The following is a 25713-nucleotide window of genomic DNA, read 5'->3' as shown; positions in this document are numbered from 1 at the left end:
CCATGCCCGCTGCCCTGCCCTTGCCTTGCCATATCAGGCCGCAGCCAACCCGGGTGCCCGCTTGCGCTGGATCAGGAACGCCACCACCGCAAGCCCGATACCGGCCAGATCTGTCCACACGCCGCCTTCGATGGTCATCAGCGCGGCCGCTACCAGCAGCAGGCGCACCAGAACCGGTGCGGCAGAGCGGGCAAACCAGCCCAGCACCCCGGCAGACAGCAGGTACACGCCGAAGGTAGCGGTAACCAGGGCCCGGGCAATCTCGATCCAGCCGGCTTCCATCAACAGCGCGCCGTTATAGAAGAACATGAACGGCACGATGAACGCGGCAATACCGATGCGGAACGACGCTACCGAGGTAGACATGGCATTGGCACCGGAAATACCGGCCGCAGCGTAAGACGCCAAGGCAACCGGCGGCGTGATGGCAGACACCACGGCAAAGTAGAACACGAAAAAGTGCGCGGTCAGCGGCTCGATACCCAGCTGCACCAGGCCCGGCGCTACCACAGAGGCCGCCACCGCATAGGCGGCCGTGGTTGGCATGCCCATACCCAGCAAGATCGAGATGAACATGGCAAACACCAGTGCCAGCAGGTGGCTGTGGGCGGCCACATCCAGCAGCAGCACCGAGAAACGCGCACCCACACCGGTCAGGGAGATAACCCCCACAATGATACCGGCCGCGGCACACACCACGATAATCTGGATAGACATGTAGGCGGCAATTTCAAAGGCCCGAAGGATAGACTTCAAACCCATCTTGTTGGGCGAAATCCAGCTCACCACCGCCGCAGATACGGTCGCCAGGGTACCGGCCCGGATCACGGAGTAGCCCTGAAACAGCGCCACAATCAGGATAATGATCGGTGCAAACAGGTATACCTGGCGCATCATCAGCCGCAGGTTCGGCAGTTCGTCACTGCGCATACCGCGCATGCCCAGCTTCTTGGCTTCAAAGTCCACCATGAAGAACACAGACGCGAAGTACAGGATGGCCGGAATAATCGCGGCAATGGCAATCTCGGTATAGGGAATACCGGTAATCTCCGCCATGATGAAGGCGCCGGCACCCATGATCGGCGGCATGATCTGGCCACCGGTAGACGCTGCAGCTTCCACCGCACCGGCCGATTCCTTGCTGTACCCCACCCGCTTCATTAGCGGAATGGTCAGGGAACCGGTAGACACCACGTTACCGGCACTGGTGCCGTTGATCATCCCCATCAGGCCGGAGGCAAAAATCGCCACCTTGGCAGGGCCCCCACGGGAGCGACCGGCTGCCGCAAAGGCAAAGTTCACAAAGTAGTCACCCACCTTGGAGGCCTGCAAAAAGGCCGCAAAGATGATGAACAGAATGATGTAGGTAGATGACACCGCGGTGGTGGGCCCAAGAATGCCCGCATCGGTGTACACCTGGCTGAAGAAACGCTGGGCAGACAGCCCCGGATAACCCAGGAAGCCCGGCAGGTAGGGCCCGGCGAACACATAAACCAGGAACACCAGCCCGATAACCACCAGGGCCAGGCCAGCCACCCGGCGGGTCAATTCCATAATCAGCGCGGTGCCGGCCACTGCGGCAAAGGAAATGCCAACCGGGGCAAACGCCGTGCCGGTGGTCATCCGCATGGAAGTGTTAAAGACAATCAGCAGATACGCGGCAACCGCCACGGAGCACACTATCAGAACCAGGTCCGGCACGCTGAAGCGGGCGCGGTCACGCTGGTGGAACCAGCTCATCACAATGCCAATTGCAGAGGCCGCCAGCAACGGCCAGCCGAAGTGCCAGGTTTCCAGCTCGGCCGGAATACGCATGGTGCCGTTCTGGACCATCTGGTTGAACGACCAGGTCTGGTACAGGGCGTACAACGCAGGAATCATGGCTGCGCAGCCAATCCAGGTGGTCCACTTGTGCCGGGCAGGGCCTTCTTCGGCCGATACAAAACGGGCGCCGGCAAACAGGATAAAGCCCAGTACCAGGGCGCCGGCAACGTGCACAATCCGGAACGACCAGGTTTCCATGGGCGCTATGTTCAGGGTGTACAGGTGGAACACCGAGTAGGCGATGGCCAGCATTACCACAAACTTGAGCAGCAACCCGGTGAACAAGCGTCGGTTAGCTTCAACCGGCTCTTCATCCACGTTGTGGGCAAGCAGGTGGTCTTCGTTGATCGTCAGGTTCTCAGCCAGTTGCTGTTCACCCTCGGAATGCGTGTGTTCTTTGGTCATGTTAAGTCCTGCCTGGAGGTAAGGCGGTAATTCGAACAACCAGTCCCGGGGCGCCATGCAGGCACCCCGGGTTCAGGCCTTACTGCTTGATGGCGCTTGCTTCGATGGTGTAACCGTTTTCGTTAAACCAGCGGGCAGCACCCGGATGCCAGGGCAGCACGTTGTTCTTGGTGTAGTTCTCCGGAATGGAATGACGAGCGGCTTTGTGGATAGACACCATCTTGTCATTGTTTTCCATGGTCAGCTTGGTGATTTCATACACAAAGCTTTCCGGCATATCGCAGTTCACCATGGCGAAGTTCCACATGGACACCACGCGGGACGGCTCCTCCAGGGACTGGTAAGTGCTGGCCGGGATGATGAACTCGGAGACCGGGAAGTTCTCGATCACTTTCTTCGCCTCGTCATCGTTCATGCCGATGATGTTTACGTCGGTCTGTACTTCCAGCTGGCTAACAGCCGGAATCGGAATACCGGCGGCAAAGGCCACCACGTCAATCAGGCCATCCTGCAGCTGGCCGCCCAGATCAGACCAGCTACCGTTACGACGCTCGAACTTCACACCCAGGGTTTCCATCATGCGCGGGAAGTAGGTGTCGGAGGTGGAACCTGCAGGACCGAAGCCAATGGTGGCGCCATCCGGAATATCAGAAATGGAGGTAATACCGGAGCTGGACAGAGCGGTAATCGAGAACGGCGTTTCATACATCGGGAACATCGCACACACGTTGTCCATCTTCATGCCCGGAGCCAGCGGGCTTTCGCCGTCACGGGATTCCCGGGCCGGGCCCATGGTGGTCAGGCCAAACTTCAGGTCACCGGTGTGCACCAGCGCCATGTTCTGGACCGGGCCACCGGTGATTTCGGCACCGCCGGATACGCCCAGGTTTTCAGCCACGAAGTTCGCCCAGCCAGAGCCGTAGGCAAAGTAGGTGCCGCCCTGACTGGCAGTACCGACAGTGAAGTTATCCGGCCAGCCGTCACGGTCCTGGGCAACCACAGGGCCTGCAACAACGGAGGTGGCGAGCGCAGCCGCCAGAACGGTTTGAAGTTTCATATAGAATGCTCCCGATTCATTTTGTTGGTTGGGTGCTGGAGAGACCTTGATGGCCTCGCTGACAAATAAGGGAGCAAGTAGCGGGCCAGTCAGGGAAAATACTTATAAAACAGACTGTTGGATTTTTGAGACCGACGCCGCCGGCATCAGTTGGGTGAAATCTCACCCGTCATGGAAGTCGATTTGGGTGGAATTCCACCCATCAGCTCAGCTCTTTGAAACACACTCGGCCCGTGGTAACAGGCTTTGTGATCCCTCGGGGGTCAGATAGTATTCTTCGCATGGAAAGAGCCATCCAAAGCCCCCGGAGAACAGCCGCAATGTTCTGGCGATATGAAGTAACCGGCGTTGATACCATTACGCTTCACTTCGGTGATGCGATTGATATTGCGCTGACCGAGCGGATCCAGCGGGCCGCCCGAGCACTTTCGCACAGGCTGGGGCCCCGGCTGATCGATATGGTGCCTTCCTATACCACGCTGCTGCTGCGCTACAACTTGCTGGAAGATGACCTGGCCTCGCTGGTAGCGGATATCACCGGCGCGTTAGCAACGCTTCCCGAGGTTGAAACCAACGCGGCCAAAGGCGATGTTGTAGAGATTCCGGTTTACTATGCCCCCTCCACAGGGCCGGACCTCGACTCGGTAGCCGCCAGGGCCGGGTTATCAAGGGAACAGGTCATCCAGAAGCATTCTGCTGAAGAGTACTACGTGTTTGCCATCGGCTTTGCGCCCGGGTTTGCCTATCTGGGCGAAGTACCGGCGGAGTTGGCAACGCCTCGCCTGGCAACGCCACGCGCCAGGGTACCAGCCGGAACCCTGGGCATTGCAGATACCCAAACCGCCATCTATCCGCTGCAGTCCCCCGGTGGCTGGAACCTGATCGGCCGAACGCCTCTGACGCTGTTTGATCCTGGCCGGGGCCAGCCTTCCCTGCTTCAAGCCGGCCAGCGGGTTCGCTTTCGGCCCATCGGCCGGGAGGAATACCTGGCACTCGGAGGCCAGATATGAGCACCCAGCCAGGCCTGACTTTTACAAAACCCGGCTTTCTCAGTTTGCTGCAGGATGGCGGGCGCCGGGGTGTGATGCACCTGGGGCTGGCGACTGGCGGCGCCATGGACCGGAACGCCTGGGCCTGGGCCAACCGGTTGCTGGATAACCCCTTCGGCACGCCCGCGCTGGAAATCACTTTCGGCGGGGTTGAGTTCACCACTACCCTTGATACCCAGATCGCGATTACCGGAGCAGAAGTGCAATGCCGGGTTAACGGCGAGTCCCGGCCGCTCTGGAGCGTTATCAATATTCAGGCCGGCGACAGAATTGCCCTCAGCGCACCGAAGGTTGGGATAAGAAGCTATCTGGCAGTGCTTGGCGGGTTTCAGGTAGCGCCGGGGCTGGGTAACAGCTGTGCCACGTTTACGCGAGAGGGCCTCGGAGGCCTGAATCAGGATGGTCGCCCACTGCAGGAAGGCGACCACCTGCCCTGCCACGCGGGTAGCGCCAGGGTTCTGAACCGAAAAGTCTCGGAGCGCTGGCGGCCGGACTATCAGGAAGAGCTGGTGCTTTCCGTGATTCCTTGTGCCCAGATCGACCGTTTTCCTGCGTCCGTTCTCGACACCTTTTTCAACAATCCCTACACCCTGACCCGGCAAACCGACCGCATGGGTGCGCGCCTGAAAGGCCCGGCACTGGAACCGCTGGGAGAGCGCCTGATATCGGAAGGCACCAGCCAGGGCGCCATCCAGGTTCCAGCCGACGGGCAACCGATCGTGCTGCTCAATGACCGCCAGACCATCGGTGGCTATCCAAAGCTCGGAGCCGTTACACCCCGCAGCCTGGATGCCCTGGCCCAGCGAACACCGGGCACAACGCTCAGGTTCCGGCCGGTTACGCTGCACGAGGCGCAGATCGAGGAGAAACAGTTTCTCTCCTTCTTCACCGCAACCGGAAGCCGGCGCTAAAGCCTGTTTAAATGATTTTAAGGCCGGGCGACAGGCTGGCCGGCAACGCCAGTTGGTCTGTCTCAATACCCGCCACCGGATACGAGCAGTAGTCTGCCGCGTAGTAAGCACTGGCACGGTGGTTTCCGCTGGCGCCGATGCCACCGAAGGGCGCGGCACTGGAAGCACCGGTCAGCTGTTTGTTCCAGTTAACGATACCGGCCCGAATCCGGTCGTAGAAGTCTTCAAAGCGCTCCCGGCTTTCACTGAATAAACCGGCAGACAGCCCGAAACGGGTGTTGTTGGCCTGTCCAATCGCTTCGTCAAAGTCCTGGTAGCGGTAAACCTGAAGTACCGGCCCGAAGATCTCTTCATCAGGCACATTCACGGCAGCGGTGACATCAATCAGCCCTGGTGACAGCAGGCCTGTGCCGGGTTTCAGGTGCTGGCTCGCGACCAGTGCACGGCCACCGAGTTCCAGCAGCCGGCTCTGGGCCTCAAGCACACCCTGCGCGGCTGCTTCGGAAATAACACTGCCCATAAACGGCGCCGGCTCGTCAAAGGCGCCACCCACCTGGATGGCTTCTACGGCCCGGGCCAGGGCATCCAGGAAGTTGTCGCCCCACTCTCCTGCCGGCACCATCAGCCGTCGGGCACAGGTGCAGCGTTGGCCGGAGGTAATGTAGGCAGACTGGATGGTTTCGTGCACGGCGGCAGTAACGTCTACCGTGTCATCCACAATCAGCGGGTTGTTGCCGCCCATTTCCAGGGCCAGGATTTTGCCCGGGTTGCCGGCGAATTGCCGGTGCAGAATTTCTCCGGTCGGGGAGCTGCCGGTAAAGAACAGGCCATCGATACCCGCATGATTGGCCAGGGCGATGCCGGTTTCCCTGGCGCCCTGCACCAGGTTCAGGACTCCGGCGGGCAACCCGGCTTCCAGCCACAGCTCGGCTGTTTTGCCGGCGACGGCCGGCGTCTGCTCGCTGGGCTTGAACACCACGGTGTTGCCGGCAATCAGGGCCGGAACAATATGCCCGTTGGGCAGGTGGCCGGGGAAGTTATAGGGGCCAAATACCGCAACCACGCCGTGGGGCTTGTGCCGAAGCACGGCCTTTGCGCCCGGCATATCGGTACTGCGCTGGCCGGTACGCTCGTTGTAGGCTTTCACCGAAATTTCGATTTTGCCCATCATGGCCGCCACTTCGGTCAGGGCTTCCCAGAAGGGCTTTCCGGTTTCCGAGGCGATGCAGCGGGCCATGGCTTCTTTATGTTCGCCCAGCAGTTCGCCAAAGCGGCGGGCTATGGCCACCCGATGCTCAAACCCGGCCCGGGACCACCCGGTACTGGCCGCCCGGGAGGCCTCTACGGCACTCGCCACCTGGGCCTCATCAGCCGCATTACCCTGCCAGAGCACTTCTCCCGTGGCCGGGTTCAGGGAAGATAGCGAAGGCCCGTTGCCTTCTTGCCACTGGTTATTGATAAGAACCGGTAATGTCATATCTGGCACTCCTTTTGGCGGCCATCACAACTATTTCTGCAGTTCATCCCACGGGTGTACGGGTACCACTGCATCTTCCGATACTTCACTCTCGAACGAGCTTCGGAAATAGTCCATGGCTTTTTCTGCCTCACCCAGCTCGTCAAAGCGGGCGATGTGGTAGATGGCTTCGCCCTCGTTCACCAGCGGCAGGTTATTCACGCAGATCACAATGCCGGAACAGGGCGAGGTAATGGCCACTTCGGTTTCGCCGAAGGGGTCGGCCACCATGGCCAGCTTCTGGCCTTTACGCACTTTCTGGCCAAGGCTGGCCACCGGGCGCATGATGCCGTCCATATCTGCCCGCACCCACTGTGAGTTCGCAGCGGTTTCCGAGCGTTTTTTCGGCGCTTTCGGGCCTTTCTTGGCGGGCACCATTTCCAGCTCGCGCATCACCCGGATGATGCCTTTTACGCCGCTGGCAATCACTACATCATCAAAGCGCAGGGCTTCGCCACCTTCAAAGGTGATCACCGGAATATCCAGTGAGTCGGCGTAGGCCCGCAGACTGCCTTCCCGCAAACCGGCATTGATAATGATAGGCGCACCAAAGGCGTCTGCCATGCGGGAGGTTTCCGGGTTCTTCAGCTCGGCGCGGATCTGCGGCAGGTTGAACCGGTGAATGGCCCCGGTGTGCAGGTCGATAATATGGGTCACGTTTTCCATGATCTGGGTGCGCAGCAGGTAGGCAATACGGCCACCCAGCGAACCGCTCTCGCTGCCGGGAAAACACCGGTTCAGGTCACGCCGGTCCGGCAGGTAGCGGGTGCGCTGCACAAAGCCGAAAATGTTGACGATCGGCACCGCCACCAGGGTGCCCCGAAGGTGCCGCAAGACGCCGTTCTTCAGTACCCGGCGGATGATTTCCACACCGTTGATCTCGTCGCCATGAATGGCTCCACACACCATCAGAACAGGCCCGTCACGGCGGCCATGCACCACTTCCACCGGAATATGCAGCGGGGTGTGGGTGTAGAGTTTGGCTACCGGAACTTCCACAGTCACACGGGTACCCGGCTTTACCTGTACTCCGGCAATCTCGAACGGTGCTCTTGCCATGCGCGCTTATCCTCTGCCCCGGGTCTTGGTTTTCCAGGGTTTGTAGTTCTTTTCAGTCCAGTTGATGATCATGCCTGCCACGTTCTTGCCGGTAGCATTCTCGATGCCTTCCAGGCCCGGCGAGGAGTTTACTTCCATCACCAGCGGGCCACGGCTGGAACGCAGCAAATCCACACCGGCCACGTTCAGGCCCATGGCCTTGGCAGCGGTAATGGCGGTGCGGCGCTCTTCCGGAGTAATCCGCACCAGCGAGGCCGTGCCACCCCGGTGCAGGTTGGAGCGGAACTCACCCTCGGCGCCCTGGCGCTTCATGGCGGCGATAACCTTGTCGCCGATGACAAAGCAGCGGATGTCGGCACCGCCGGCTTCCTTGATGAATTCCTGCACCAGGATGTCGGCTTTCAGGCCCATAAAGGCTTCAATCACAGACTCGGCGGCTTTGCGGGTTTCCGCAAGCACCACACCAATGCCCTGGGTACCCTGCAGCAGTTTGATGACCACCGGCGCGCCACCCACCATCTTCAGCAGCTCCGGCACGTTGTCCGGTTTGTTGGCGAAACCGGTGACCGGCATGCCCACGCCCTTTCGGGCCAGCAGTTGCAGGGAACGCAATTTATCCCGGGAACGGGTAATGGCCACCGATTCGTTCAGCGGAAACACCCCCATCATCTCGAACTGGCGCAGCACGGCTGTGCCGTAGAAGGTGACCGAGGCACCAATCCGGGGAATCACCACGTCGAAGTCTTCCAGCACTTCTTCGTGGTAATGGATCAGCGGGTTGGCAGACGTGATGTTCATGGAGCAATGCAGCGCGTCAATCACCTTCACTTCATGGCCACGATTGATGCCTTCCTCCACCAGGCGACGAGTGGAATAGAGGTGACGGTTTCGTGACAGTACCGCAATTTTCATAATCAGTTCCTTGGTGCCGGCTTGCCGGCAAGGTAAGAAGCTTCGGGATAAATGGTGGTTCGCCCCGCCATGGCAGTACGCCCCAGCAACATCCGGAACCGCATGGAGTCCCGGTTGGTTAAGGTCATTTCAATGGGCCAGCTCTGGTCACCCAGTACCAGGGTGGTTGCGATCACCAGCCGTTGTTCTTTGTGGCCACCGGAATCCGACACGGTGCGTTCATCCAGCACCCGGGCGTCGCACTCCACCACGTGGTGCAGGTCGTTCTGTATCGGATGCACCCAGAACTTCACCCGGCGCTCGCCGTTTTCAGTGTAGGGTTCCGTCCGGAAAGTATGCAGGCACGAGGTGCGCGCGCCGGTATCTACCTTGGCCTTGATCCGGCCAATGCCGAGGTCCGGCAGGCCCACCCATTCGCGCCAGCCAAGAGACACCTTGTTTTCAGCTTCGGTGGGCGGAGTGGTTTTGATCACTTCAGTCGTTTCTGTCGACATCCGGGGAATCCTTATCTTTTTGTTGTTCCGGGGCCATCAATTGCACCCGGAAGGGCTCGGAATGACTACCGGCATACACGCTGGTATGGGGGAAAGGTATTTCGATGCCGTGCTCGTCCAGGGCTTTTTTGACGGCAATCATCATGCTGCCCCGGCCATCAAGGAATTCTCCTCTGGGCACCCAGAAGGAGAACTGTAAATCGACGGAAGACGCTCCAAACCCGGTAACCAGAACAAAAGGTTTCGGCTCTTCCAGGCACACAGTGTTCTGCTGCGCCAGTTCCAGCAGCAAATCCCGCACTTTTTCCACGTCCTCCGCGTAGGCGATGCCCAGAACCAGGTCGATCCGGCGGATTGGAAAGCGGGAGCGGTTGATCACCCGGGTTTTGATGAGGGTTTCGTTGGGTATGCGCACGTACAGGTTGTCGGCCGTCCTGAGCTTTACGCTGAGCAGGTCGATTGCTACCACTTCCCCGATGGTGGCATCCACCTCGATGGTGTCACCAATCTCGAACGGCTTTTCCATCACCAGGAACAGGCCACTGATGATGTTGGAGGCGGAGGTCTGGGAGGCAAAGCCGATAGCGACCGTGAGAATACCTGCGGCGCCCAGTACCACTTCCAGAGAGAAGCCAGCTTCCCTGAGCGCGACAACGGCAAACAGCAGGAACACCAGGTAAAAGAACACCCGCCGGATCATCACCTGGTGATGGCGGGTTGTCCTGGTTTCTACCAGGCGGCCGACACTGCGGGCAACAAAGGTGGCCAGCACAATACCCAGCACCAGCAAAAAGCCCGCCGAAAGCCACTTGCCCCAGGCAATACTTCCGATCACCTGTGCGATGGTTGTCTGTAACGTTTCAAGCACCTTCTCGGCTCCCTGTGCCGTGATTAACCGAATATATGATCAAACGCACGCACCAGTCTCCGGCCCTTGGCGAGTTTTTCCCTGGCCTGTGCCAGCAACTCGCATTCACCGGCAGCCTGCGGTGCCGATTGATCAATTCGCAGGCTGGCGGAGTTCATATCCGTTTCGCATTCGACGGTTATCCCCGGCGTCCAGAGCAGTCCCTGGCCGTTACGGTACACCGACAGCAGCGGTGTGGGCAGGCTGAACCGCTCAAGCAACAAAGGCCTTTCCCGGCGGTTGATGATAGTAACTGGCGTAACCGCCCGCCACGGCCGCTTGGGTACTGCCTCCAGGGCCAGCCGGCCATAGGTGGAAGATGCGTAACAGATTTCCCCTTCCATCGAGTTCCGGCCAAGCCAGGTACGTGAAGGCACCGCCAGCGGCACTTCTGTGAGCTCACTACGGCCTTCGCCCACGCATACCTTCATCCAGAGATTGGTCCCCACATAGAGCACGCAGCGGCCACCGGCCGGCACCGTTAAAGGCTGGGACGGGCGGATGACTGTGGGCAAGCTGGCCATTGCCGGAATAAAACACACCTCGCCGTTATCACCGGAACGCACGAAGCGCTGAACAGGGATTTCCGACGACGGCAGGCTGTGGCCGATGGTCTCGAACCAGGTAAGCGGGTCTGCCGAATCTTCCGGCTGCTGCACCACAAAACGCACCTGCCACTCCTGGTCCAGCAGGGTGACCCACAAATGCGTATGCCCCAACCGGTGTTGCTGGGTCTGGCCGGAAGCCAGTTGATACGGGTGTGCCCAGACACCATCGCGCTGGCCTTCGGGGTAAACAGTCATGCTGCGGAAAATGCTCCTTTTCATTGCAGGCCGTGATGTTTAACTATAATCCAGTATCGCCCCGGCAGCGAATATACAAGCCAATGATTTAAGAGTGTAATTACCCTTATTCACCCTCTGGCCAAAATGGATGTTCCAATGACACAGCTGGTCTGGTTCCGCAACGATCTGCGCCTTGCCGACAACCCCGCCCTGACCGCGGCCTGCCGCAGCGGCAACCCCGTTCGGGCCTGCTTTATTGTTACCCCGACACAGTGGCAGGAACACGACTGGTCTGCGGCCCGGGTACAGTTTGTGCTGGAACACGCCAACAGCCTGGCCCGGCAGCTCGCCAGGCTGGGCATAGGCTTGTCATTCCTGAACGCCGACACCTTTGCCGACAGCCTCGGCACGCTTGAATCTTTCTGCAAAGAGCATGGCATTACCGCCCTGCACTTCAACGAAGAATACGGCATCAACGAACGCCGCCGCGACAAGCAGGTCCACGACCGCCTGGACGAACTGTCTATAAAGGTAAACAAATACCGTGACCAGACCGTGGCACCGGTGGGCCAGATCCTTACCCAGCAGAACGAACCCTATTCGGTGTTTACCCCGTTTTCACGGCGCTGGCGCACCTGGATAGAAGAAACCCAGCCCACGCTGTACCCGGCGCCCTCAGCCCAGGGCCCTGAAGTACATCCTGAGCAGACCGACACCCTACCCGCACCGTTCAGCGATGCACCGGAACCCCTGGTTCCCACCGGAGAAGGCGCCGCCCACGACCAGCTGGAAGAATTCCTGGCCGAGCGAGCAAAAGACTACAAAGACAACCGCGACTTCCCGGCCCTGGACGGCACCAGCCAGCTATCGCCATACCTGGCCAACTGCGTGCTTTCCGGCCGCCAATGCCTGATTGCCGCCCGGCAGGCCGGTGTTTCTGGTGATGGCATCGAAACCTGGATAAACGAAATCGCCTGGCGGGATTTTTACATCAATATCCTTTACCACTACCCGAGAGTGAGCATGGGGCGGGCGTTCAAAGAGGAAACCGAGGCTCTGGTGTGGAATAAACCCGGTGAGAATTTTGAAGCCTGGAAAGAAGGCCGGACGGGCATCCCGATTGTGGATGCCGCTATGCGCCAGCTAAAAGCCACCGGCTGGATGCATAACCGTTTACGGATGATCACCGCCATGTTCCTGACCAAGAACCTGTTTATCGACTGGCGGTTGGGTGAGGCCTGGTTCATGCAGAATCTGGTGGATGGTTTTCTGGCATCCAACAATGGCGGCTGGCAGTGGAGCGCCTCAACCGGTACCGATGCAGCGCCTTATTTTCGCGTGTTCAATCCGGTCACCCAGAGTGAGCGGTTTGACCCGAAAGGGGAATTTATCCGGCAGTGGGTGCCGGAGTTGGCCAAACTGGATAACAAGCGGATTCATGATCCATCCAAGGGCGGCGTCATTCCGAAAGGCTACCCCCGTCCCATAGTGGACCTGAAAGAATCCCGAAAGGAAGCCATAGCAAGGTTTCAGGCGCTAAAGGACTAACTCAGAAGCTTGTGGGCGGGGTTGGGTTCGCCTTTCCAAAAATTTGCGGAGCCATGGATGGCGGAGCAGAAGCGCCACAGGGATGTGCCGTAAGGAGCGGTTTTTGGAAAGGCGAACCCAACCCTGCCCCACTCCGGAGTCAGCCCAAGTCAGCGGCACACCGGGCAGTCGGGGTCTTTTGCGAGTTTCATTTCTCGCCATTCCATTTGCCAGGCATCGAGGATCAACAGGCGGCCAACCAGTGGGTTACCCACTTCTGAGATAACCTTTATGGCTTCCATGGCCTGGGCTGAGCCGATCATGCCTACCAGTGGCGCTATAACACCCGCTTCCGAGCAAGTCAGATCTTCATTGCCTTGTTCGGGATACAAACAGTGATAACAGGGGCTCTCAAGCTGGCGGGGATCGTAAACGGAGAGTTGGCCTTCGCCACGAATGGCAGCACCGGAAACCAACGGAACCTTGGATAAAACAGAGGCCCGGTTCAGGGCAAAGCGGGTGTTGAAGTTGTCGGTGCAGTCAAGCACCAGGGTGGATTCGCCAACCAGTTGTTTGAGGTCATCACTATCCACCCGGCGATTCACCGCATTAACGGTAATCTCCGGGTTGATCGCCCTTACCCGCTCTGCCAACCGCTCGGCCTTGGAGTCACCTAGCCAGCTTTGTTGAAACGCAATTTGCCGCTGCAGGTTGGCCAGTTCGATCTGGTCATCGTCTACCAGGGTCAGGTGACCGACGCCTGCCGCGCCCAGATACAGTGCCACGGGGCAACCCAGGCCGCCGGCGCCGATGACCAGTACATGGGCGGCTTTGAGTTTTTCCTGGCCGGCGATGTCGAACCGGGGCATCAGGATTTGTCGGCTGTAGCGGAGCAGTTCTTCGTCGCTAAGCATGGTTGTTCTCGCTATTGGTCGCGGGCGGGCTTGCGGGCCAGGGTCATGCGATCGTTGCCGCCGTAGTCTTTACGGGTTTCTATGTTGCGCCATCCGGCTTTGGCAAACAAATCCCGCACGGCTTCGCCCTGGTCGTAGCCGTGTTCCAGCAGCATCCAGCCATTCAGGTTGAGCCAGTCCAGGCCTTCGGTGACCAGCAGGCGGATGTCGTCCAGGCCATCTTCTCCGGCCACCAGGGCAGACTCGGGTTCGAAGCGCACATCGCCTTCCTTTAGATGGCGGTCGCTGGCCGGGATGTAGGGCGGGTTGGAGATAAGAAGGTCGAAGGTTCCAGCCGGTATCTGGTCGAACCAGTGGCTCTGTACCACGGTGATGGGCAAGCCCAGTTGCTGGCTGTTGTCCCGGGCCAGGGCTACCGCCTCTTCAACCCGGTCGCTGGCCAGGATTTGCCAGCCTGGCTGTTCGCTGGCCAGGGCCAGGGCTATGGCACCGGTGCCGGTGCCAAGGTCGAGTACCCGGGCGTTAGCGGGTAGTTCCAGTGATAACGCGGCCTCTACCACACACTCGGTATCGGGCCGGGGAATCAGTGTTGAGGAACTGACTTTCAGGGGTAAGGACCAGAATTCCTGCTCGCCCAGCAGGTAGGCAATCGGTTGGCCGCTGGCGCGCTGTGCCACCAGGTTCATAAACGGCTCAGCCTGTTCCGCCGGCACTTCCCGTTCGGGCCAGGCCCGGAAGCTGGTTCGGCCCAGGCCGGTCACGTAACTCAGCAGTAGTTCGGCATCCAGCCGGGGCGAGTCGCCGCCAATCTGGTCGGCGGCGCTCTTCAGGAGGGCTTCGCAGGTCAGCGGGGGCTCACTGCTCATTGGCCAGTTCAGCCAGCAGTTCGGCCTGGTGTTCCTGCTGCAGCGGCAGCACCACCGCATCCAGGTCGCCGGCAATCACTTCGTCGAGCTTGTACAGCGTCAGGTTGATGCGATGGTCGGTTACCCGGCCCTGGGGGAAGTTGTAGGTGCGGATGCGCTCGGAGCGGTCGCCGCTGCCCACCAGGCTTTTACGGGTTTCCGCCATGCTTTTCTGCTGTTTTTCCAGCTCGGCATTCTGCAGGCGTGACGCCAGCAGGCTCAGGGCCTTGGCCCGGTTCTTGTGCTGGGAGCGCTCTTCCTGGCATTCCACCACGATGCCGGTCGGCAGGTGGGTAATGCGAATGGCGGAGTCGGTCTTGTTAACGTGCTGGCCACCGGCGCCGGAGGAACGGAAGGTGTCCACACGCAGGTCGGCCTTGTTGATTTCGATGGCTTCGGCTTCATCCGCCTCGGGGATCACCGCCACGGTGCAGGCGGAGGTGTGAATACGGCCCTGGGATTCGGTTTCCGGTACCCGCTGTACCCGGTGCGCGCCAGACTCGAATTTCAGGGCACCGTATACGCCGTCGCCGGACAACCGGGCAATCACTTCTTTATAGCCGCCGTGTTCGCCTTCGTTTTCGCTCAGCACTTCTACCTGCCAGCGGCGTTTCTCGGCGTAGCGGGAATACATGCGGAACAGGTCGCCAGCAAAGATGGCGGCTTCATCACCACCGGTACCGGCCCGCACTTCCAGGAACACGTTCTTGGTGTCGTTGGGGTCTTTCGGCAGCATCAGGCGCTGCAGTTCTTCATCCAGCTCTTCACTGCGGGCTTCGGCGCCGTCCAGCTCTTCTTCAGCCATGGCGCGCATGTCGGCATCGCCGTCTTTCAGCAGTTCTTTCGCTTCACTGATGTCGTCGAGCGACTGCTGCCAGGACTGGAAGCACTTTACCACCGGCTCGATTTCGGCAAACTCCCGGGATAACTCACGGAACTTGTCCTGGTTGGAGATAACGGAGGCATCGCTCAGCAGTGCGCTCACCTCCTCGAACCGCTCTACCAACCGTTCGAGGCGGGACTGGATGGATGGCTTCATAGTTTTTCCGTGGTGATGGGCTCGTCCGCATCCAGCGTATCCAGCTGGTAGAGCTCCCTCAGACATTCCGTGACTTCCGTCCGGCCCTCGGCCATGGCCTTGCGAACCTGGATGGAAGGTTGGTGCAGCAGTTTGTTGGTCAGGCCCCGGGCCATGCTTCGCAGCACTGTCTCGGGGTCTGCGCCATTGCGCAGGGCGCGCAGGGCTTTCTCGGTTTCCGCATCGCGCATCACTTCTGCCCGCTGACGGAAGACTTTCAGGGTAGAAACCGCATCCAGGGCCCGCAGCTGCTCCAGGAAATCCTGGACGCCACTGCTGATCAGGTTTTCGGCCTCACGGGCTGCGCCTTCCCGGGAGCGGATGTTTTCTTCGATTACCTGCTTTAGGTCATCAACGGTATACAGGTAAACGTCTGCCAGCGAGGCAACTTCCGGTTCGATATCCCTCGGTACAGCGATATCCACCATGAAATACGGGCGGTGTTTGCGCTTTTTCAGGGCCCGCTCAACGGCACCCTTGCCCAGAATGGGCAGCGGGCTGGCGGTGGAGGAAATGACAATGTCGACATCCGCCAGGTGGTCCGGAATCTCGGACAGCAGAATGCCCTTTCCGCCGTGGGCCTCGGCCAGGGACTGGGCCCGCTCGAGGGTACGGTTGGCAATCAGGAACTGGCGCACACCGGCTTCTGCAAGGTGTTGCGCAACCAGCTCGATGGTTTTACCGGCACCAATCAGCAAGGCCTTGTTGCGGGACATATCCGCAAAGATATGGTGCGCCATGCTGACCGAAGCATAGGCCACAGATACCGGGTTTTCGCCGATAGCAGTCTGGGTTCGCACCCGCTTGGCAACCGAGAAAGTGTGTTCGAACAACCGGGTCAGGAAGGAACCGGTGGCACCGTGTTCCCGGGCCAGGGAATAGGCATCTTTCAGCTGGCCGAATATCTGCGGCTCGCCCAGCACCATGGAGTCCAGGCCGGAGGCAACGCGCATCATGTGGCGAACGGCATCGGAATCCCGGTGCAGGTATAGCACGTTCTCCAGGTCTGCTACGTCCAGGTCGTGGAAGCCCGCCAGCCAGCGCAGCACGGTAGGCGCGCAGTCGTCGTCACCGGCCAGGTACAGCTCGGTACGGTTACAGGTAGACAGAATGGCAGCCTCACCGGCACCGGAGGCAGCACGCAGTTCGGAAAAGGCTTCCGCCATCCGCTCCGGAGTGAACGCTACACGCTCGCGAATTTCTACGGGTGCGGTTCGGTGATTGATTCCCAGTGTCAGCAACGCCATTTTATGGTCAGATAACCCTGTTCCAGTCGTGGATATTCAAACAGCATTCTACCGGCGCAAGGCCCCGCCTGCCACCCGAAAACACCGGTGCTTCGGGAACTGCGGACAGGTTGGGCAAGATAAGACGCTTATGCCATTATAGGGTTTCGGCCACGACCGCAATCCGATTTGCCTCAATTAACGGGGCGAAAAGATGGTCTTTCCTGAAAAATCGCCTGAAACACACAGGAAATTGCATGCACAAATCCGCACCGTACCTGGTTACCTGCCTGCTGGGTTTTACCGTAGCTGTCCTGCCGGGCTGCGCCAGTTTTTCCGGAACCGCCGAAGAACCGGCACCTCCGGTTCAGGCCGAGCAGGCTGAAACGGAAGAAATCCGGTACGCCGACTTTGAACCGGAAGTGCTGTACCAGCTGCTTACCGCAGAAATAGCCGCACAGCGTGGCCGCTATGACGTAACCCTGGTGAATTACCTGCAAGCGGCCAAGACCTCGGAAGACCCCGGAGTGATCGACCGGGCCATGCGGATTGCCCAGACCCTCAACGCCGACAACGCCCAGCAGCAGCTGGCCACGCTCTGGCTGGATATTGATCCGGACAACCTGCAGGCACACCGGGTAGCGGCCATTCAGGCAGTAAAGCGCCAGAACCTGGAAACCGCCCTGTTCCATATGGAGCAGATTATGGATCAGGGTGAAGATGCCGACTTCGACAGCCTGGCCGCCATGGCCGCCCGACTGCCACCGGCCCAGCAACAGGAACTGCTGGAGCTGTACCAGAACCTGGCCGAACGGCACCCGGAAACCCCCGAACTGGAATACAGTATTGCCCTGCTCCAGAAAATCACCGGCGAGCCGGAGACCGCACTGGAACAGTTGAACACCCTGCTCAATCGAGAACCGGAGTTCCAGCCGGCCATCATTTTGAAAGGTGACTTGCTGTATCAGACCGGGCAGAACCGCGACGCCCTGAATCACATGACCGCCGCCACCCGGCGCTTCCCTGCCAACAGGCAGATGGGCACCCTGTACGGCCGCATGCTGATCAACGAAGGCGAGCTGCAGGCCGCCCAGGACGAATTCGCCCGCCTGGTAAAACGCTATCCGGACACCCCGGGGCTGCGTCTGTCCCACGCCCTGGTAGCCCTTGAAAACCAGCAACCGGACCTGGCCAGGGAGGAGCTCACCCGCCTGACCGAACAAGGCCACCACACTGACGAAGCCAATTACTACCTGGGCCAGCTAGAAGAGCAGGCCGAAAACACCATTCAGGCCATCGGCTATTACCAGAGCGTGGAGCAGGGCAATTATTTCTTCCCGGCCCTGGCCCGCGCCAGCCAGTTGCAGGCCGAACTGGGCGAGCTGGACAACGCCCTGGCGAACATCCGGCAACTCCGGGACACCAACCCGGACCAGGCCGAGCGCTTCTGGTTGCTGGAAGTCAATCTCCTGCTGGACCAGGAACGGGAACAGCAGGCCCTGGAGGCCGCCAACCTGGCGCTGGAGAGCTATCCGGAAAACATCGAAATCCGCTATGCCCGCGCCATGCTGCAGGACGCCATGGGCAATACAGACCCGGCCATCACAGACCTGCGCGCCATCATTGAAGCCCAGCCGGAGAACGCCGTCGCCCTGAATGCCCTGGGCTATATCCTGACCGTGCGTACCGATCAGCTGGACGAAGCGCGCGCGCACATCGAGAAAGCCCTGAGCCTGGACCCTGAAAACCCGGCCATTCTCGACAGCATGGGCTGGATCCTGTTCCGCCAGGGAGACAACCAAGGCGCACTGGAATACCTGTCCCGGGCCTGGGCCACCTACCCGGACCCTGAAGTAGCCGCTCACTATGGCGAAGTGCTTTGGGTAACCGGTAACGAAGAGCAGGCCCGCGTGGTTTGGGACGAAGCCCTGGACGAAGACCCGAACCATGACATCCTGAACGAAACCATTGAGCGCCTGACCCGGAACGGGGGCAACCAATGACGGCCAGGCTACCCCTGATACTGCTTGCCGCACTGGCCTTCAGCGGCTGTACCACCATTGCGCTGGAGCCGCTGCCAGAAGGCATGACAGACCAGCCACCGGCAGACTGGACAGAACGCAGCCGGAACCTGGGCCGCTTTGACCACTGGCACCTGTCCGGCAAGCTTGCCGTCAAGCAGCCCTCCGACAGCGGCACCGCCGTGATCAATCGCTGGCTCCAGAATGGCGAGCAATACGATCTGTCCCTGTCGTCATCATTTCTGGGCATGGGCACGACCCGGCTCCAAGGCGTTCCGGGCTTTATCGAGCTCACCCTGGCCAACGGCGACGTTTACCAGTCTTCCGACCCGGAAACCCTGGTGAATGCCGCGACCGGCTGGCAGCTGCCCATCGACAGCCTGAGCTGGTGGATTCGCGGGCTGCCGTCACCGGATGGCGACTTCCGCCTGCTGTTCGACGAACACAGCCAGCTGGCCATCATCAGGCAGGACGGCTGGGAAATACGCTACGACCGCTGGCACGGCTTTATCGAAGACCTGCCTTCGCTGCCGGCCCGTATCACCGCCCTGAAAGAAGACAAGCGGGTTCGTGTGGTGATTGCCGACTGGCGCCGGGAGGACTAAACCTGTGGCCGATCTGACCCTGCCCTCGCCCGCCAAGCTCAACCTGTTCCTGCACATTGTCGGCCGCCGGCCTGACGGCTATCACGAGCTGCAGACCCTGTTCCAGTTTCTCGACTACGGGGACGAGCTCAGCTTTACCCTGACCCCGGATGAACCCGGTGTACGCCTGGCTGACCCGATTCCCGGCGTGCCCGACAGCGACAACCTGGTGGTGCGGGCCGCTCTGGCACTGGCAGAACTCAGCAAAGCCCCCCTGCCCGGCGTAACCATTCACCTGCACAAACGCCTGCCCATGGGCGGCGGCCTGGGTGGCGGCAGCTCCAATGCCGCAACCACCCTGCTGGCCATGAACCATCTGTGGCAGCTGCACCTGAATGAAGACCAGCTGGCAGAAATCGGCCTTGGCCTGGGCGCCGACGTACCGGTATTTGTGCGCGGCCACGCCGCCTTTGGCGAGGGTGTCGGCGAAAAACTGACCCCCGTAAACCCGCCGGAAGACTGGTTTGTTGTCCTGAAACCTGAGTGCGAAATAAACACCGGAAAGATTTTTTCAGAACAAGGGTTGACAAGGGGCACACCAAAAATCAAAATACGCCCCGCTTTTGAGGGAGACGCCTCGAGGTACCGAAACGACTGTGAGGATGTAGTTCGCAAACTGTATCCGGAGGTTAACCAGAGCCTGGAATGGCTTTCACAATTCGGACCTGCAAGATTAACCGGAACCGGGGCTTGCATTTTTGGACGTTTCCCTACAGAATCCGCAGCCCGGATTATCTGGGAAAGCAAACCCTCCGGCATCACGGGGTTCGTAGCTAAAGGGGTGAACATTTCGCCTCTACACCAAAAGCTAACAGAGCTGAAATGATGCCAAGAAAGCACGATGATATTGGGGTGTCGCCAAGTGGTAAGGCAACGGGTTTTGATCCCGTCATGCGCAGGTTCGAATCCTGCCACCCCAGCCACCTTTCTCCCGCTTCTTCTGAATCAAACGCCGATACTGAGAAGGATACTGTCGTGTCCAAATTGATGATCTTCGCCGGCAACGCCAATCCTGAACTCGCTCAGGATATTGCCAAGAAACTTCATATTCCCATGGGTCAGGCCACTGTTGGTCGTTTCAGCGATGGTGAAACCACCGTTGAGATCAACGAAAATGTGCGCGGCCACGATGTCTTTATCATCCAGCCCACCTGCTACCCGACCAACGACAACCTGATGGAACTGATCGTGATGGCCGACGCCCTGCGCCGCGCTTCTGCCACACGGATCACCGCCGTTATCCCCTATTACGGATACGCCCGTCAGGACCGTCGCGTTCGCTCTACCCGGGTTGCCATCAGCGCCAAGGTAGTAGCCGACATGATCTCCAGCATCGGCGTGGATCGTGTACTGACTGTAGACCTGCACGCAGACCAGATTCAGGGCTTCTTCGACATCCCGGTAGACAACATCTATGCCACGCCGGTTCTGCTCGAAGACATCGAGAAGCAGCGTTTCGAAAACTTTGTGGTTGTCTCTCCGGACGTCGGCGGCGTTGTCCGCGCCCGCGCCGTAGCCAAGCGTCTGGATGATGCCGACCTGGCCATCATCGACAAGCGTCGCCCCAAGGCCAACGTGTCCCAGGTGATGCACATCATCGGTGATGTACGAGACAAGACCTGCATCCTGGTAGACGACATTGTCGATACTGCCGGCACCCTGTGCAAAGCCGCCAATGCCCTGAAAGAGCACGGCGCTTCCCGCGTGGTTGCCTACATTACCCACCCGGTACTTTCCGGCCCGGCTATCGAGAACATCAGCAACTCGGAGCTGGACGAACTGGTGGTATGTGACACCATCCCGCTGGGTGACAAAGCAAAAAATTGTGATAGAATCCGCCCCCTCAGCATGGCTGGGCTGCTCGCCGAATCCATTCGTCGTGTGAGCAACGAAGAGTCCATCAGTGCCATGTTTGAGAACGTCTGAGCCGGCAAAGCTCCGTAACACTCAGACTTAAAGGCAGTTTTCGGGTCGGGAGTCCAGCTGGGCTCCCGACTCTTTTAGTAGGCCAGATAACTGGCCTTTCAGAGAACTCATCTGTTCCAAGCCTGGTCGCGGGCCGTTCAGATGAATAACGAGGTACATACCATGTCCCAGGAATTCGTAATTGAAGCATTTCCTCGTGACGATCAGGGGAGAGGTGCGAGCCGCCGCCTGCGTCGCGAAGAGCGTAAAATCCCGGCCATCATCTACGGTGGCGGCAAAGACGCAACTCCGGTATCCATCTGGCACAACGAGCTGAAAAAGGCCCTCGAAAACGAAGCCTTCTTCTCTCACATCCTGACTATCGACATTCAGGGCAAGAAAGAAAGCGTGATCCTGAAGGATCTGCAGCGTCACCCGTACAAGCTGCTGCTGACCCACGCCGACTTCCTGCGCGTTGACAAGGATCACGAGATCCACGTTAACGTACCGCTGCACTTCATCAACGAAGATGTTGCTCCGGCCGTGAAACTGCAGGGTGGTGTTGTTTCCCACACCATGACTGAAGTTGAAGTTATCTGTCTGCCGCAGAACCTGCCCGAGTTCATCGAAGTAGACCTGAACGAAGTAGAGATGGACCAGGTTGTTCACCTGAGCGATCTGAAACTGCCGAAGGGCGTTCAGGTTGCTGCCCTGCTGCAGGGCGAAGACCACGACCAGCCGGTTGCCTCTATCCACAAGCCGAAGGGTGCCAAGGCGGACGACGCCGAGGAAGCCGAAGGCGAGGAAGGCGGCGAGGAGTAATCACTCCGGGGGCAAAGGCGAATGGCACAGGATATTGTCATGGTGGTTGGACTGGGGAACCCCGGTGCCGACTACGAGAATACCCGCCACAACGCCGGCGCCCTGTTCGTCGAAGCGCTGGCCCGCGATGCGGGCCAGACGCTGCGCCCCGAAAAGAAGTACCACGGGCTGTATGCCCGCATTCAGTGGCAGGGCCTCGACCTGCACTTGCTGAACCCCAGCACCTTTATGAACCGCAGCGGCACCGCAATCAAAGCCCTGGCGGACTTTTTCAAGATTCCCCCCGAACAGATTCTTGTCGCCCACGATGAACTCGACCTGCCTCCCGGCACGGCCAAGCTCAAGAAAGGCGGCGGTCACGGCGGCCACAACGGTCTTCGGGACACCATTGCCCACCTGAGCACCAACGACTTCCAGCGTTTACGCCTTGGCATCGGCCACCCCGGCGACAGCCGCAAGGTAACCGGTTACGTACTGGGCCGCCTGGGCAAGCAAGAAACCGAGCAGCTCCATGCCGTCTTCGACGAAGTGATGCGGGTACTGCCCGATGCTGCCAGCGGAAAACTGGCCGCGGCCATGAACCGCCTGCACAGCTTCAAACCGACTCCCTGAGCAGGGGCACAACCCCTTACTCGCACCCTTACCGATACACCGGTATAATCCGCCCAAATTTTTCAGTTCCAGCAGAGGCATTCCATGGGATTTAACTGCGGCATCGTCGGCCTTCCCAACGTCGGCAAATCCACCCTGTTTAACGCACTGACCAAAGCCGGCATCGGCGCGGAAAACTTCCCGTTCTGCACCATTGAGCCGAACGCTGGCGTAGTGGCCATGCCCGACCCTCGCCTCACCAAACTGGCGGAGATCGTCAAGCCGGAGCGGGTGGTGCCCACCACCATGGAATTCGTTGACATCGCCGGCCTGGTTGCCGGTGCATCCAAGGGTGAAGGCCTGGGTAACCAGTTCCTGGCCAACATCCGCCAGACCGACGCCATCGCCCACGTGGTGCGCTGCTTTGAAGACGGCAACGTGATTCACGTAGCCAACAAGGTAGACCCGGCCTCGGACATCGAAGTGATCAACACCGAACTGGCACTGGCTGACCTGGACACCGTCGAGAAAGCGATCAAGCGAGTACAGCGCGTCGCCAAGAGCGGCGACAAGGAAGCCAAGGCCCAGCTGGAGATGTTTGAAAAGCTGTTGCCGGTGCTGAACGAAGGCAAACCCGTTCGCGGCATGGGCCTGGACAAAGACCAGATGGCACTGATCCGTGAACTGTGCCTGCTTACCGTCAAGCCCACCATGTACATCGCCAACGTGAACGAAGACGGCTTCGAGAACAACCCGCACCTGGACACTGTGCGCAAAATCGCCGAGTCCGAAAATGCCGTAGTCGTGCCTATCTGTAACAAGCTCGAAGCAGAAATCTCGGAACTGGAAGACGAAGAGAAATCCATGTTCCTGGATGAAATGGGCATGGAAGAGCCGGGTCTGGATCGCGTCATCCGCGCCGGCTACGGCTTGCTGGGCCTGCAGACCTACTTCACCGCCGGGGTTAAGGAAGTCCGCGCCTGGACCGTAAAAATCGGCGCCACCGCTCCCCAGGCCGCCGCAGTTATCCACACCGATTTCGAGCGGGGCTTCATCCGCGCCGAAGTTATCGGCTATGACGATTTCGTACAGTACAACGGCGAAGCCGGCGCCAAGGATGCCGGCAAGTGGCGCCTGGAAGGCAAGGAATACATCGTCAAAGACGGCGACGTTATCCACTTCCGCTTTAACGTGTAATTTTTCCGGAATTTTGGGCTCAAGGCCTTGACACCCCGAGCTCAAATACCGAAAATACGCGCCTCGTTTGGGGCATGCCCTGAAGCGAAATGGCAAGGTAGCTCAGTTGGTTAGAGCACAGCACTCATAATGCTGGGGTCGGCGGTTCGACTCCGCCCCTTGCTACCAGTATTCTGAAAGCCCGGTTCGAAAGAACCGGGCTTTTTCAGTTCTGGGGACGACCCCACCCTTCCCGGGAACAGAACGCGGGACGACCCGCCTACGCTACTCCCAACACCATGCGAACCACAAAAGACCGAATCCGCCAGGCCATTTCCTTTGAAGTGATCGGCCTGCTCATATCAATTCCCCTGGCCGCCTTTGTCTTTGGCCTGGATCTTGGGGAAACCGGTGTACTCGCCGCCATCGGCGCCACCATGGCCACCCTGTGGAACTATATCTTCAACCTGATGTTTGATCACGGCCTGAAGCGGTTCACCGGCACTACCCGGAAAACCCTCAAGCTGCGATTCCTGCATGCCATCAGTTTCGAGTTCGGGCTGATGCTGGCATTCCTGCCAGTGATCGCCTGGTGGCTCGATATCGGCCTGCTGGAGGCGCTGATCGTAGATATCGCCTTTGTGGTGTTTTACCTGGTTTACGCATTTGTGTTTACCTGGTGCTACGATACCGTGTTTCCCGATAACGATGCCGGCCCGGCATCTGCCAACCAGATCCGTTAAACCGAACAAAAGGCTGCCCGCTGCCATGCAGGAATCAATCACCTCCGGCGTTTCCCTGGATCGCCTGAAGCGTATTACCCGCCACTTTGACCATAACTACATTCAACCCGGCAAGATCCCGGGGGCGGTCACGCTGGTGGCCCGGCATGGCAAGGTTCTCTGGTGTGAAGCCCAGGGCCTGAGAGATGTCGAACGCAACCTGCCCATGGAACGGGATACCGTGTTCCGCATCTACTCCATGACCAAGCCCATCACCTCCATCGCCATGATGCAGCTGTATGAGCAAGGCAAATTTCTGCTGAACGACCCGGTACACAAGTACATTCCCTCCTGGCGAAACCTTCAGGTGTACAAGGGTGGCCGCTACCCGGATTTCGAAACCGAACCGGCAACCACCACCATGACCATCCGGGACCTGATGACTCACACCTCCGGGCTGACCTACGGTTTCACCGAGCGAACAGAAGTCGATGCCGCCTATCGCCAGCTGAAACTGGATGGCAGTTCGATCCTGACCCTGGACAAGCTGGTGGATCGCCTTGCAGAACTGCCACTGGAGTTCTCACCGGGCACCGCGTGGAACTATTCCGTATCCACCGATGTACTGGGTTACCTGGTTGAGCTGTTATCCGGCAAGCCACTGGATGCGTATTTCCGTGAGCACATTTTCGAGCCACTGGGCATGACCGACACCGGCTTTCAGGTGCGGCCGGACCAGCAGGAGCGTTTCGCCGCCTGCTACCTGTACCAACCCGGCGACACCATGAAGCTGCAGGACGATCCGGAGCGCTCCCGTTATCTGAAGCAGCCCAAGTTCCTGTCCGGCGGCGGTGGGCTGGTCTCCACCATTGATGACTATTTCCGCTTCGCCCAGGCCCTCTGCCAGGGCGGCGAGTATCAGGGCCAGCGCATCATCGGGCGTAAAACCCTGGAATTCATGCGCCTGAACCACCTGCCTGGCGGCAAGGACCTGCCGGGGCTTTCTATTGGCGGCTTCAGCGAAACACCCTATGCCGGCAGCGGGTTCGGGCTGGGCTTTTCGGTGAAAACCGATGTTGCCAGTTCTGCCACCATCGGCTCCGAAGGCGAATTCGGCTGGGGCGGGCTGGCCAGCACCAGCTTCTTTGTGGACCCGGTGGAAGACATGGTGGTGATCTTCATGACCCAGCTGATGCCATCTTCCTCCTACCCCATCCGCCAGGAACTCAGGGCGCTGGTATACGGTGTCCTGAACTGACCTTG

24 protein-coding genes and 2 tRNA genes are annotated in these 25713 nt (G+C 59.5%); 14 read left to right on the top strand and 12 right to left on the bottom strand.

Annotated features, from left to right (window positions below; translation table 11 throughout):
* Nucleotides 1-33: 33 nt before the first annotated feature.
* The gene (locus H3Z84_RS03240) at nt 34-2229 is read right to left on the bottom strand and encodes a TRAP transporter permease (RefSeq protein WP_199456253.1); all 2196 of its coding nucleotides are present in this window, start codon (nt 2227-2229) and stop codon (nt 34-36) included.
* A gap of 79 nt (nt 2230-2308) precedes the next feature.
* Nucleotides 2309-3286, bottom strand: a complete 978-nt coding sequence (locus H3Z84_RS03235) for a TAXI family TRAP transporter solute-binding subunit (protein ID WP_058340339.1) — start codon at nt 3284-3286, stop codon at nt 2309-2311.
* Nucleotides 3287-3606: 320 nt separating this feature from the next.
* On the opposite strand from H3Z84_RS03235, the gene pxpB reads away from it, so the two are divergent.
* The gene (gene pxpB / locus H3Z84_RS03230) at nt 3607-4296 is read left to right on the top strand and encodes a 5-oxoprolinase subunit PxpB (RefSeq protein ID WP_199456252.1); all 690 of its coding nucleotides are present in this window, start codon (nt 3607-3609) and stop codon (nt 4294-4296) included.
* Nucleotides 4293-5246 (top strand): biotin-dependent carboxyltransferase family protein, encoded by a 954-nt coding sequence (locus H3Z84_RS03225; RefSeq protein ID WP_199456250.1) that lies wholly within the window; start codon nt 4293-4295, stop codon nt 5244-5246. Before pxpB ends, H3Z84_RS03225 begins: the two co-directional genes overlap by 4 nt.
* Before the next feature lie 7 nt (nt 5247-5253).
* Here the strand turns inward: H3Z84_RS03225 and astD are convergent, their stop codons facing one another.
* From astD to H3Z84_RS03195, 6 genes are read right to left on the bottom strand one after another with little or no spacing between them, the layout of a single operon-like run.
* Nucleotides 5254-6723 carry a succinylglutamate-semialdehyde dehydrogenase gene (astD, locus tag H3Z84_RS03220; RefSeq protein ID WP_199456249.1) on the bottom strand — a complete coding sequence of 490 codons (1470 nt, stop codon included), beginning with the start codon at nt 6721-6723 and terminating at the stop codon, nt 5254-5256.
* A 30-nt stretch (nt 6724-6753) separates the two neighbouring features.
* On the bottom strand, nt 6754-7821 hold the full coding sequence (locus H3Z84_RS03215; RefSeq protein ID WP_199456248.1) for a succinylglutamate desuccinylase/aspartoacylase family protein: 1068 nt from the start codon (nt 7819-7821) through the stop codon (nt 6754-6756).
* A 6-nt stretch (nt 7822-7827) separates the two neighbouring features.
* The gene (rimK, locus tag H3Z84_RS03210; protein ID WP_058091875.1) at nt 7828-8733 is read right to left on the bottom strand and encodes a 30S ribosomal protein S6--L-glutamate ligase; all 906 of its coding nucleotides are present in this window, start codon (nt 8731-8733) and stop codon (nt 7828-7830) included.
* Between the two features lie 2 nt (nt 8734-8735).
* Complete coding sequence (locus H3Z84_RS03205) at nt 8736-9227, bottom strand: ATP-dependent zinc protease (RefSeq protein WP_199456247.1); 492 nt, start codon at nt 9225-9227, stop codon at nt 8736-8738.
* The gene (locus tag H3Z84_RS03200) at nt 9208-10095 is read right to left on the bottom strand and encodes a mechanosensitive ion channel family protein (RefSeq protein WP_199456246.1); all 888 of its coding nucleotides are present in this window, start codon (nt 10093-10095) and stop codon (nt 9208-9210) included. The genes H3Z84_RS03205 and H3Z84_RS03200 overlap by 20 nt, the downstream gene beginning before the upstream one ends.
* A 23-nt stretch (nt 10096-10118) precedes the next feature.
* Entirely contained in the window at nt 10119-10937 is an 819-nt protein-coding gene (locus H3Z84_RS03195; RefSeq protein WP_199456244.1) for a hypothetical protein, read from the bottom strand.
* 138 nt (nt 10938-11075) lie between these two features.
* Between H3Z84_RS03195 and phrB the strand changes: the two genes are divergently transcribed.
* The gene (gene phrB / locus H3Z84_RS03190) at nt 11076-12467 is read left to right on the top strand and encodes a deoxyribodipyrimidine photo-lyase (protein ID WP_199456242.1); all 1392 of its coding nucleotides are present in this window, start codon (nt 11076-11078) and stop codon (nt 12465-12467) included.
* Nucleotides 12468-12616: 149 nt separating this feature from the next.
* Here phrB and H3Z84_RS03185 read toward each other — a convergent pair whose 3' ends face one another.
* From H3Z84_RS03185 to hemA, 4 genes are read right to left on the bottom strand one after another with little or no spacing between them, the layout of a single operon-like run.
* Nucleotides 12617-13360, bottom strand: coding sequence for a HesA/MoeB/ThiF family protein (locus tag H3Z84_RS03185; RefSeq protein ID WP_199456240.1), 744 nt, complete (start codon nt 13358-13360; stop codon nt 12617-12619).
* An 11-nt stretch (nt 13361-13371) separates the two neighbouring features.
* On the bottom strand, nt 13372-14226 hold the full coding sequence (gene prmC, locus H3Z84_RS03180; protein ID WP_199456239.1) for a peptide chain release factor N(5)-glutamine methyltransferase: 855 nt from the start codon (nt 14224-14226) through the stop codon (nt 13372-13374).
* Complete coding sequence (prfA, locus tag H3Z84_RS03175; protein ID WP_094624627.1) at nt 14216-15304, bottom strand: peptide chain release factor 1; 1089 nt, start codon at nt 15302-15304, stop codon at nt 14216-14218. The genes prmC and prfA overlap by 11 nt, the downstream gene beginning before the upstream one ends.
* The gene (gene hemA / locus H3Z84_RS03170) at nt 15301-16590 is read right to left on the bottom strand and encodes a glutamyl-tRNA reductase (protein WP_199456237.1); all 1290 of its coding nucleotides are present in this window, start codon (nt 16588-16590) and stop codon (nt 15301-15303) included. Before hemA ends, prfA begins: the two co-directional genes overlap by 4 nt.
* 236 nt (nt 16591-16826) lie before the next feature.
* Here hemA and H3Z84_RS03165 point away from each other — a divergent pair, with 236 nt between their 5' ends.
* From H3Z84_RS03165 to H3Z84_RS03115, 11 genes are all read left to right on the top strand, one after another.
* Nucleotides 16827-18572: a tetratricopeptide repeat protein gene (locus H3Z84_RS03165; RefSeq protein ID WP_199456235.1), complete on the top strand. Its 1746-nt coding sequence runs from the start codon at nt 16827-16829 to the stop codon at nt 18570-18572.
* Entirely contained in the window at nt 18569-19195 is a 627-nt protein-coding gene (lolB, locus tag H3Z84_RS03160; RefSeq protein ID WP_199456233.1) for a lipoprotein insertase outer membrane protein LolB, read from the top strand. The genes H3Z84_RS03165 and lolB overlap by 4 nt, the downstream gene beginning before the upstream one ends.
* A 4-nt stretch (nt 19196-19199) precedes the next feature.
* Nucleotides 19200-20060 (top strand): 4-(cytidine 5'-diphospho)-2-C-methyl-D-erythritol kinase, encoded by an 861-nt coding sequence (ispE, locus tag H3Z84_RS03155; protein ID WP_199456231.1) that lies wholly within the window; start codon nt 19200-19202, stop codon nt 20058-20060.
* Between the two features lie 22 nt (nt 20061-20082).
* Nucleotides 20083-20157 (top strand) — tRNA-Gln (locus H3Z84_RS03150).
* A 52-nt stretch (nt 20158-20209) separates the two neighbouring features.
* The gene (locus H3Z84_RS03145) at nt 20210-21160 is read left to right on the top strand and encodes a ribose-phosphate diphosphokinase (RefSeq protein ID WP_058340355.1); all 951 of its coding nucleotides are present in this window, start codon (nt 20210-20212) and stop codon (nt 21158-21160) included.
* A 162-nt stretch (nt 21161-21322) separates the two neighbouring features.
* Nucleotides 21323-21961, top strand: a complete 639-nt coding sequence (locus H3Z84_RS03140; RefSeq protein WP_199456453.1) for a 50S ribosomal protein L25/general stress protein Ctc — start codon at nt 21323-21325, stop codon at nt 21959-21961.
* Between the two features lie 21 nt (nt 21962-21982).
* Nucleotides 21983-22573 carry an aminoacyl-tRNA hydrolase gene (gene pth / locus H3Z84_RS03135; RefSeq protein WP_094624622.1) on the top strand — a complete coding sequence of 197 codons (591 nt, stop codon included), beginning with the start codon at nt 21983-21985 and terminating at the stop codon, nt 22571-22573.
* An 84-nt stretch (nt 22574-22657) separates the two neighbouring features.
* Nucleotides 22658-23749, top strand: a complete 1092-nt coding sequence (gene ychF, locus H3Z84_RS03130) for a redox-regulated ATPase YchF (protein ID WP_022987812.1) — start codon at nt 22658-22660, stop codon at nt 23747-23749.
* Between the two features lie 91 nt (nt 23750-23840).
* Nucleotides 23841-23917 (top strand) — tRNA-Met (locus tag H3Z84_RS03125).
* A gap of 110 nt (nt 23918-24027) precedes the next feature.
* Nucleotides 24028-24471: a PACE efflux transporter gene (locus tag H3Z84_RS03120; protein ID WP_199456229.1), complete on the top strand. Its 444-nt coding sequence runs from the start codon at nt 24028-24030 to the stop codon at nt 24469-24471.
* Nucleotides 24472-24496: 25 nt separating this feature from the next.
* The gene (locus tag H3Z84_RS03115) at nt 24497-25708 is read left to right on the top strand and encodes a serine hydrolase domain-containing protein (RefSeq protein WP_199456227.1); all 1212 of its coding nucleotides are present in this window, start codon (nt 24497-24499) and stop codon (nt 25706-25708) included.
* The last annotated feature ends 5 nt before the right edge of the window (nt 25709-25713 follow it).

The organism is Marinobacter sp. bablab_jr003, assembly GCF_016464245.1.
Lineage (GTDB): Bacteria > Pseudomonadota > Gammaproteobacteria > Pseudomonadales > Oleiphilaceae > Marinobacter > Marinobacter vinifirmus.
Note: the sequence above shows the minus strand (reverse complement) of the source record. Positions and strands in the feature narration are given on the sequence as shown.

What these genes read in the sequence shown, in the direction of transcription:
- H3Z84_RS03240 (WP_199456253.1), bottom strand. Translation starts at nt 2,229, where the DNA reads ATGACCAAAGAACACACGCATTCCGAGGGTGAACAGCAACTGGCTGAG.
- H3Z84_RS03235 (WP_058340339.1), bottom strand. Translation starts at nt 3,286, where the DNA reads ATGAAACTTCAAACCGTTCTGGCGGCTGCGCTCGCCACCTCCGTTGTT.
- pxpB (WP_199456252.1), top strand. Translation starts at nt 3,607, where the DNA reads ATGTTCTGGCGATATGAAGTAACCGGCGTTGATACCATTACGCTTCAC.
- H3Z84_RS03225 (WP_199456250.1), top strand. Translation starts at nt 4,293, where the DNA reads ATGAGCACCCAGCCAGGCCTGACTTTTACAAAACCCGGCTTTCTCAGT.
- astD (WP_199456249.1), bottom strand. Translation starts at nt 6,723, where the DNA reads ATGACATTACCGGTTCTTATCAATAACCAGTGGCAAGAAGGCAACGGG.
- H3Z84_RS03215 (WP_199456248.1), bottom strand. Translation starts at nt 7,821, where the DNA reads ATGGCAAGAGCACCGTTCGAGATTGCCGGAGTACAGGTAAAGCCGGGT.
- rimK (WP_058091875.1), bottom strand. Translation starts at nt 8,733, where the DNA reads ATGAAAATTGCGGTACTGTCACGAAACCGTCACCTCTATTCCACTCGT.
- H3Z84_RS03205 (WP_199456247.1), bottom strand. Translation starts at nt 9,227, where the DNA reads ATGTCGACAGAAACGACTGAAGTGATCAAAACCACTCCGCCCACCGAA.
- H3Z84_RS03195 (WP_199456244.1), bottom strand. Translation starts at nt 10,937, where the DNA reads ATGACTGTTTACCCCGAAGGCCAGCGCGATGGTGTCTGGGCACACCCG.
- phrB (WP_199456242.1), top strand. Translation starts at nt 11,076, where the DNA reads ATGACACAGCTGGTCTGGTTCCGCAACGATCTGCGCCTTGCCGACAAC.
- H3Z84_RS03185 (WP_199456240.1), bottom strand. Translation starts at nt 13,360, where the DNA reads ATGCTTAGCGACGAAGAACTGCTCCGCTACAGCCGACAAATCCTGATG.
- prmC (WP_199456239.1), bottom strand. Translation starts at nt 14,226, where the DNA reads ATGAGCAGTGAGCCCCCGCTGACCTGCGAAGCCCTCCTGAAGAGCGCC.
- prfA (WP_094624627.1), bottom strand. Translation starts at nt 15,304, where the DNA reads ATGAAGCCATCCATCCAGTCCCGCCTCGAACGGTTGGTAGAGCGGTTC.
- hemA (WP_199456237.1), bottom strand. Translation starts at nt 16,590, where the DNA reads ATGGCGTTGCTGACACTGGGAATCAATCACCGAACCGCACCCGTAGAA.
- H3Z84_RS03165 (WP_199456235.1), top strand. Translation starts at nt 16,827, where the DNA reads ATGCACAAATCCGCACCGTACCTGGTTACCTGCCTGCTGGGTTTTACC.
- lolB (WP_199456233.1), top strand. Translation starts at nt 18,569, where the DNA reads ATGACGGCCAGGCTACCCCTGATACTGCTTGCCGCACTGGCCTTCAGC.
- H3Z84_RS03140 (WP_199456453.1), top strand. Translation starts at nt 21,323, where the DNA reads ATGTCCCAGGAATTCGTAATTGAAGCATTTCCTCGTGACGATCAGGGG.
- pth (WP_094624622.1), top strand. Translation starts at nt 21,983, where the DNA reads ATGGCACAGGATATTGTCATGGTGGTTGGACTGGGGAACCCCGGTGCC.
- ychF (WP_022987812.1), top strand. Translation starts at nt 22,658, where the DNA reads ATGGGATTTAACTGCGGCATCGTCGGCCTTCCCAACGTCGGCAAATCC.
- H3Z84_RS03120 (WP_199456229.1), top strand. Translation starts at nt 24,028, where the DNA reads ATGCGAACCACAAAAGACCGAATCCGCCAGGCCATTTCCTTTGAAGTG.
- H3Z84_RS03115 (WP_199456227.1), top strand. Translation starts at nt 24,497, where the DNA reads ATGCAGGAATCAATCACCTCCGGCGTTTCCCTGGATCGCCTGAAGCGT.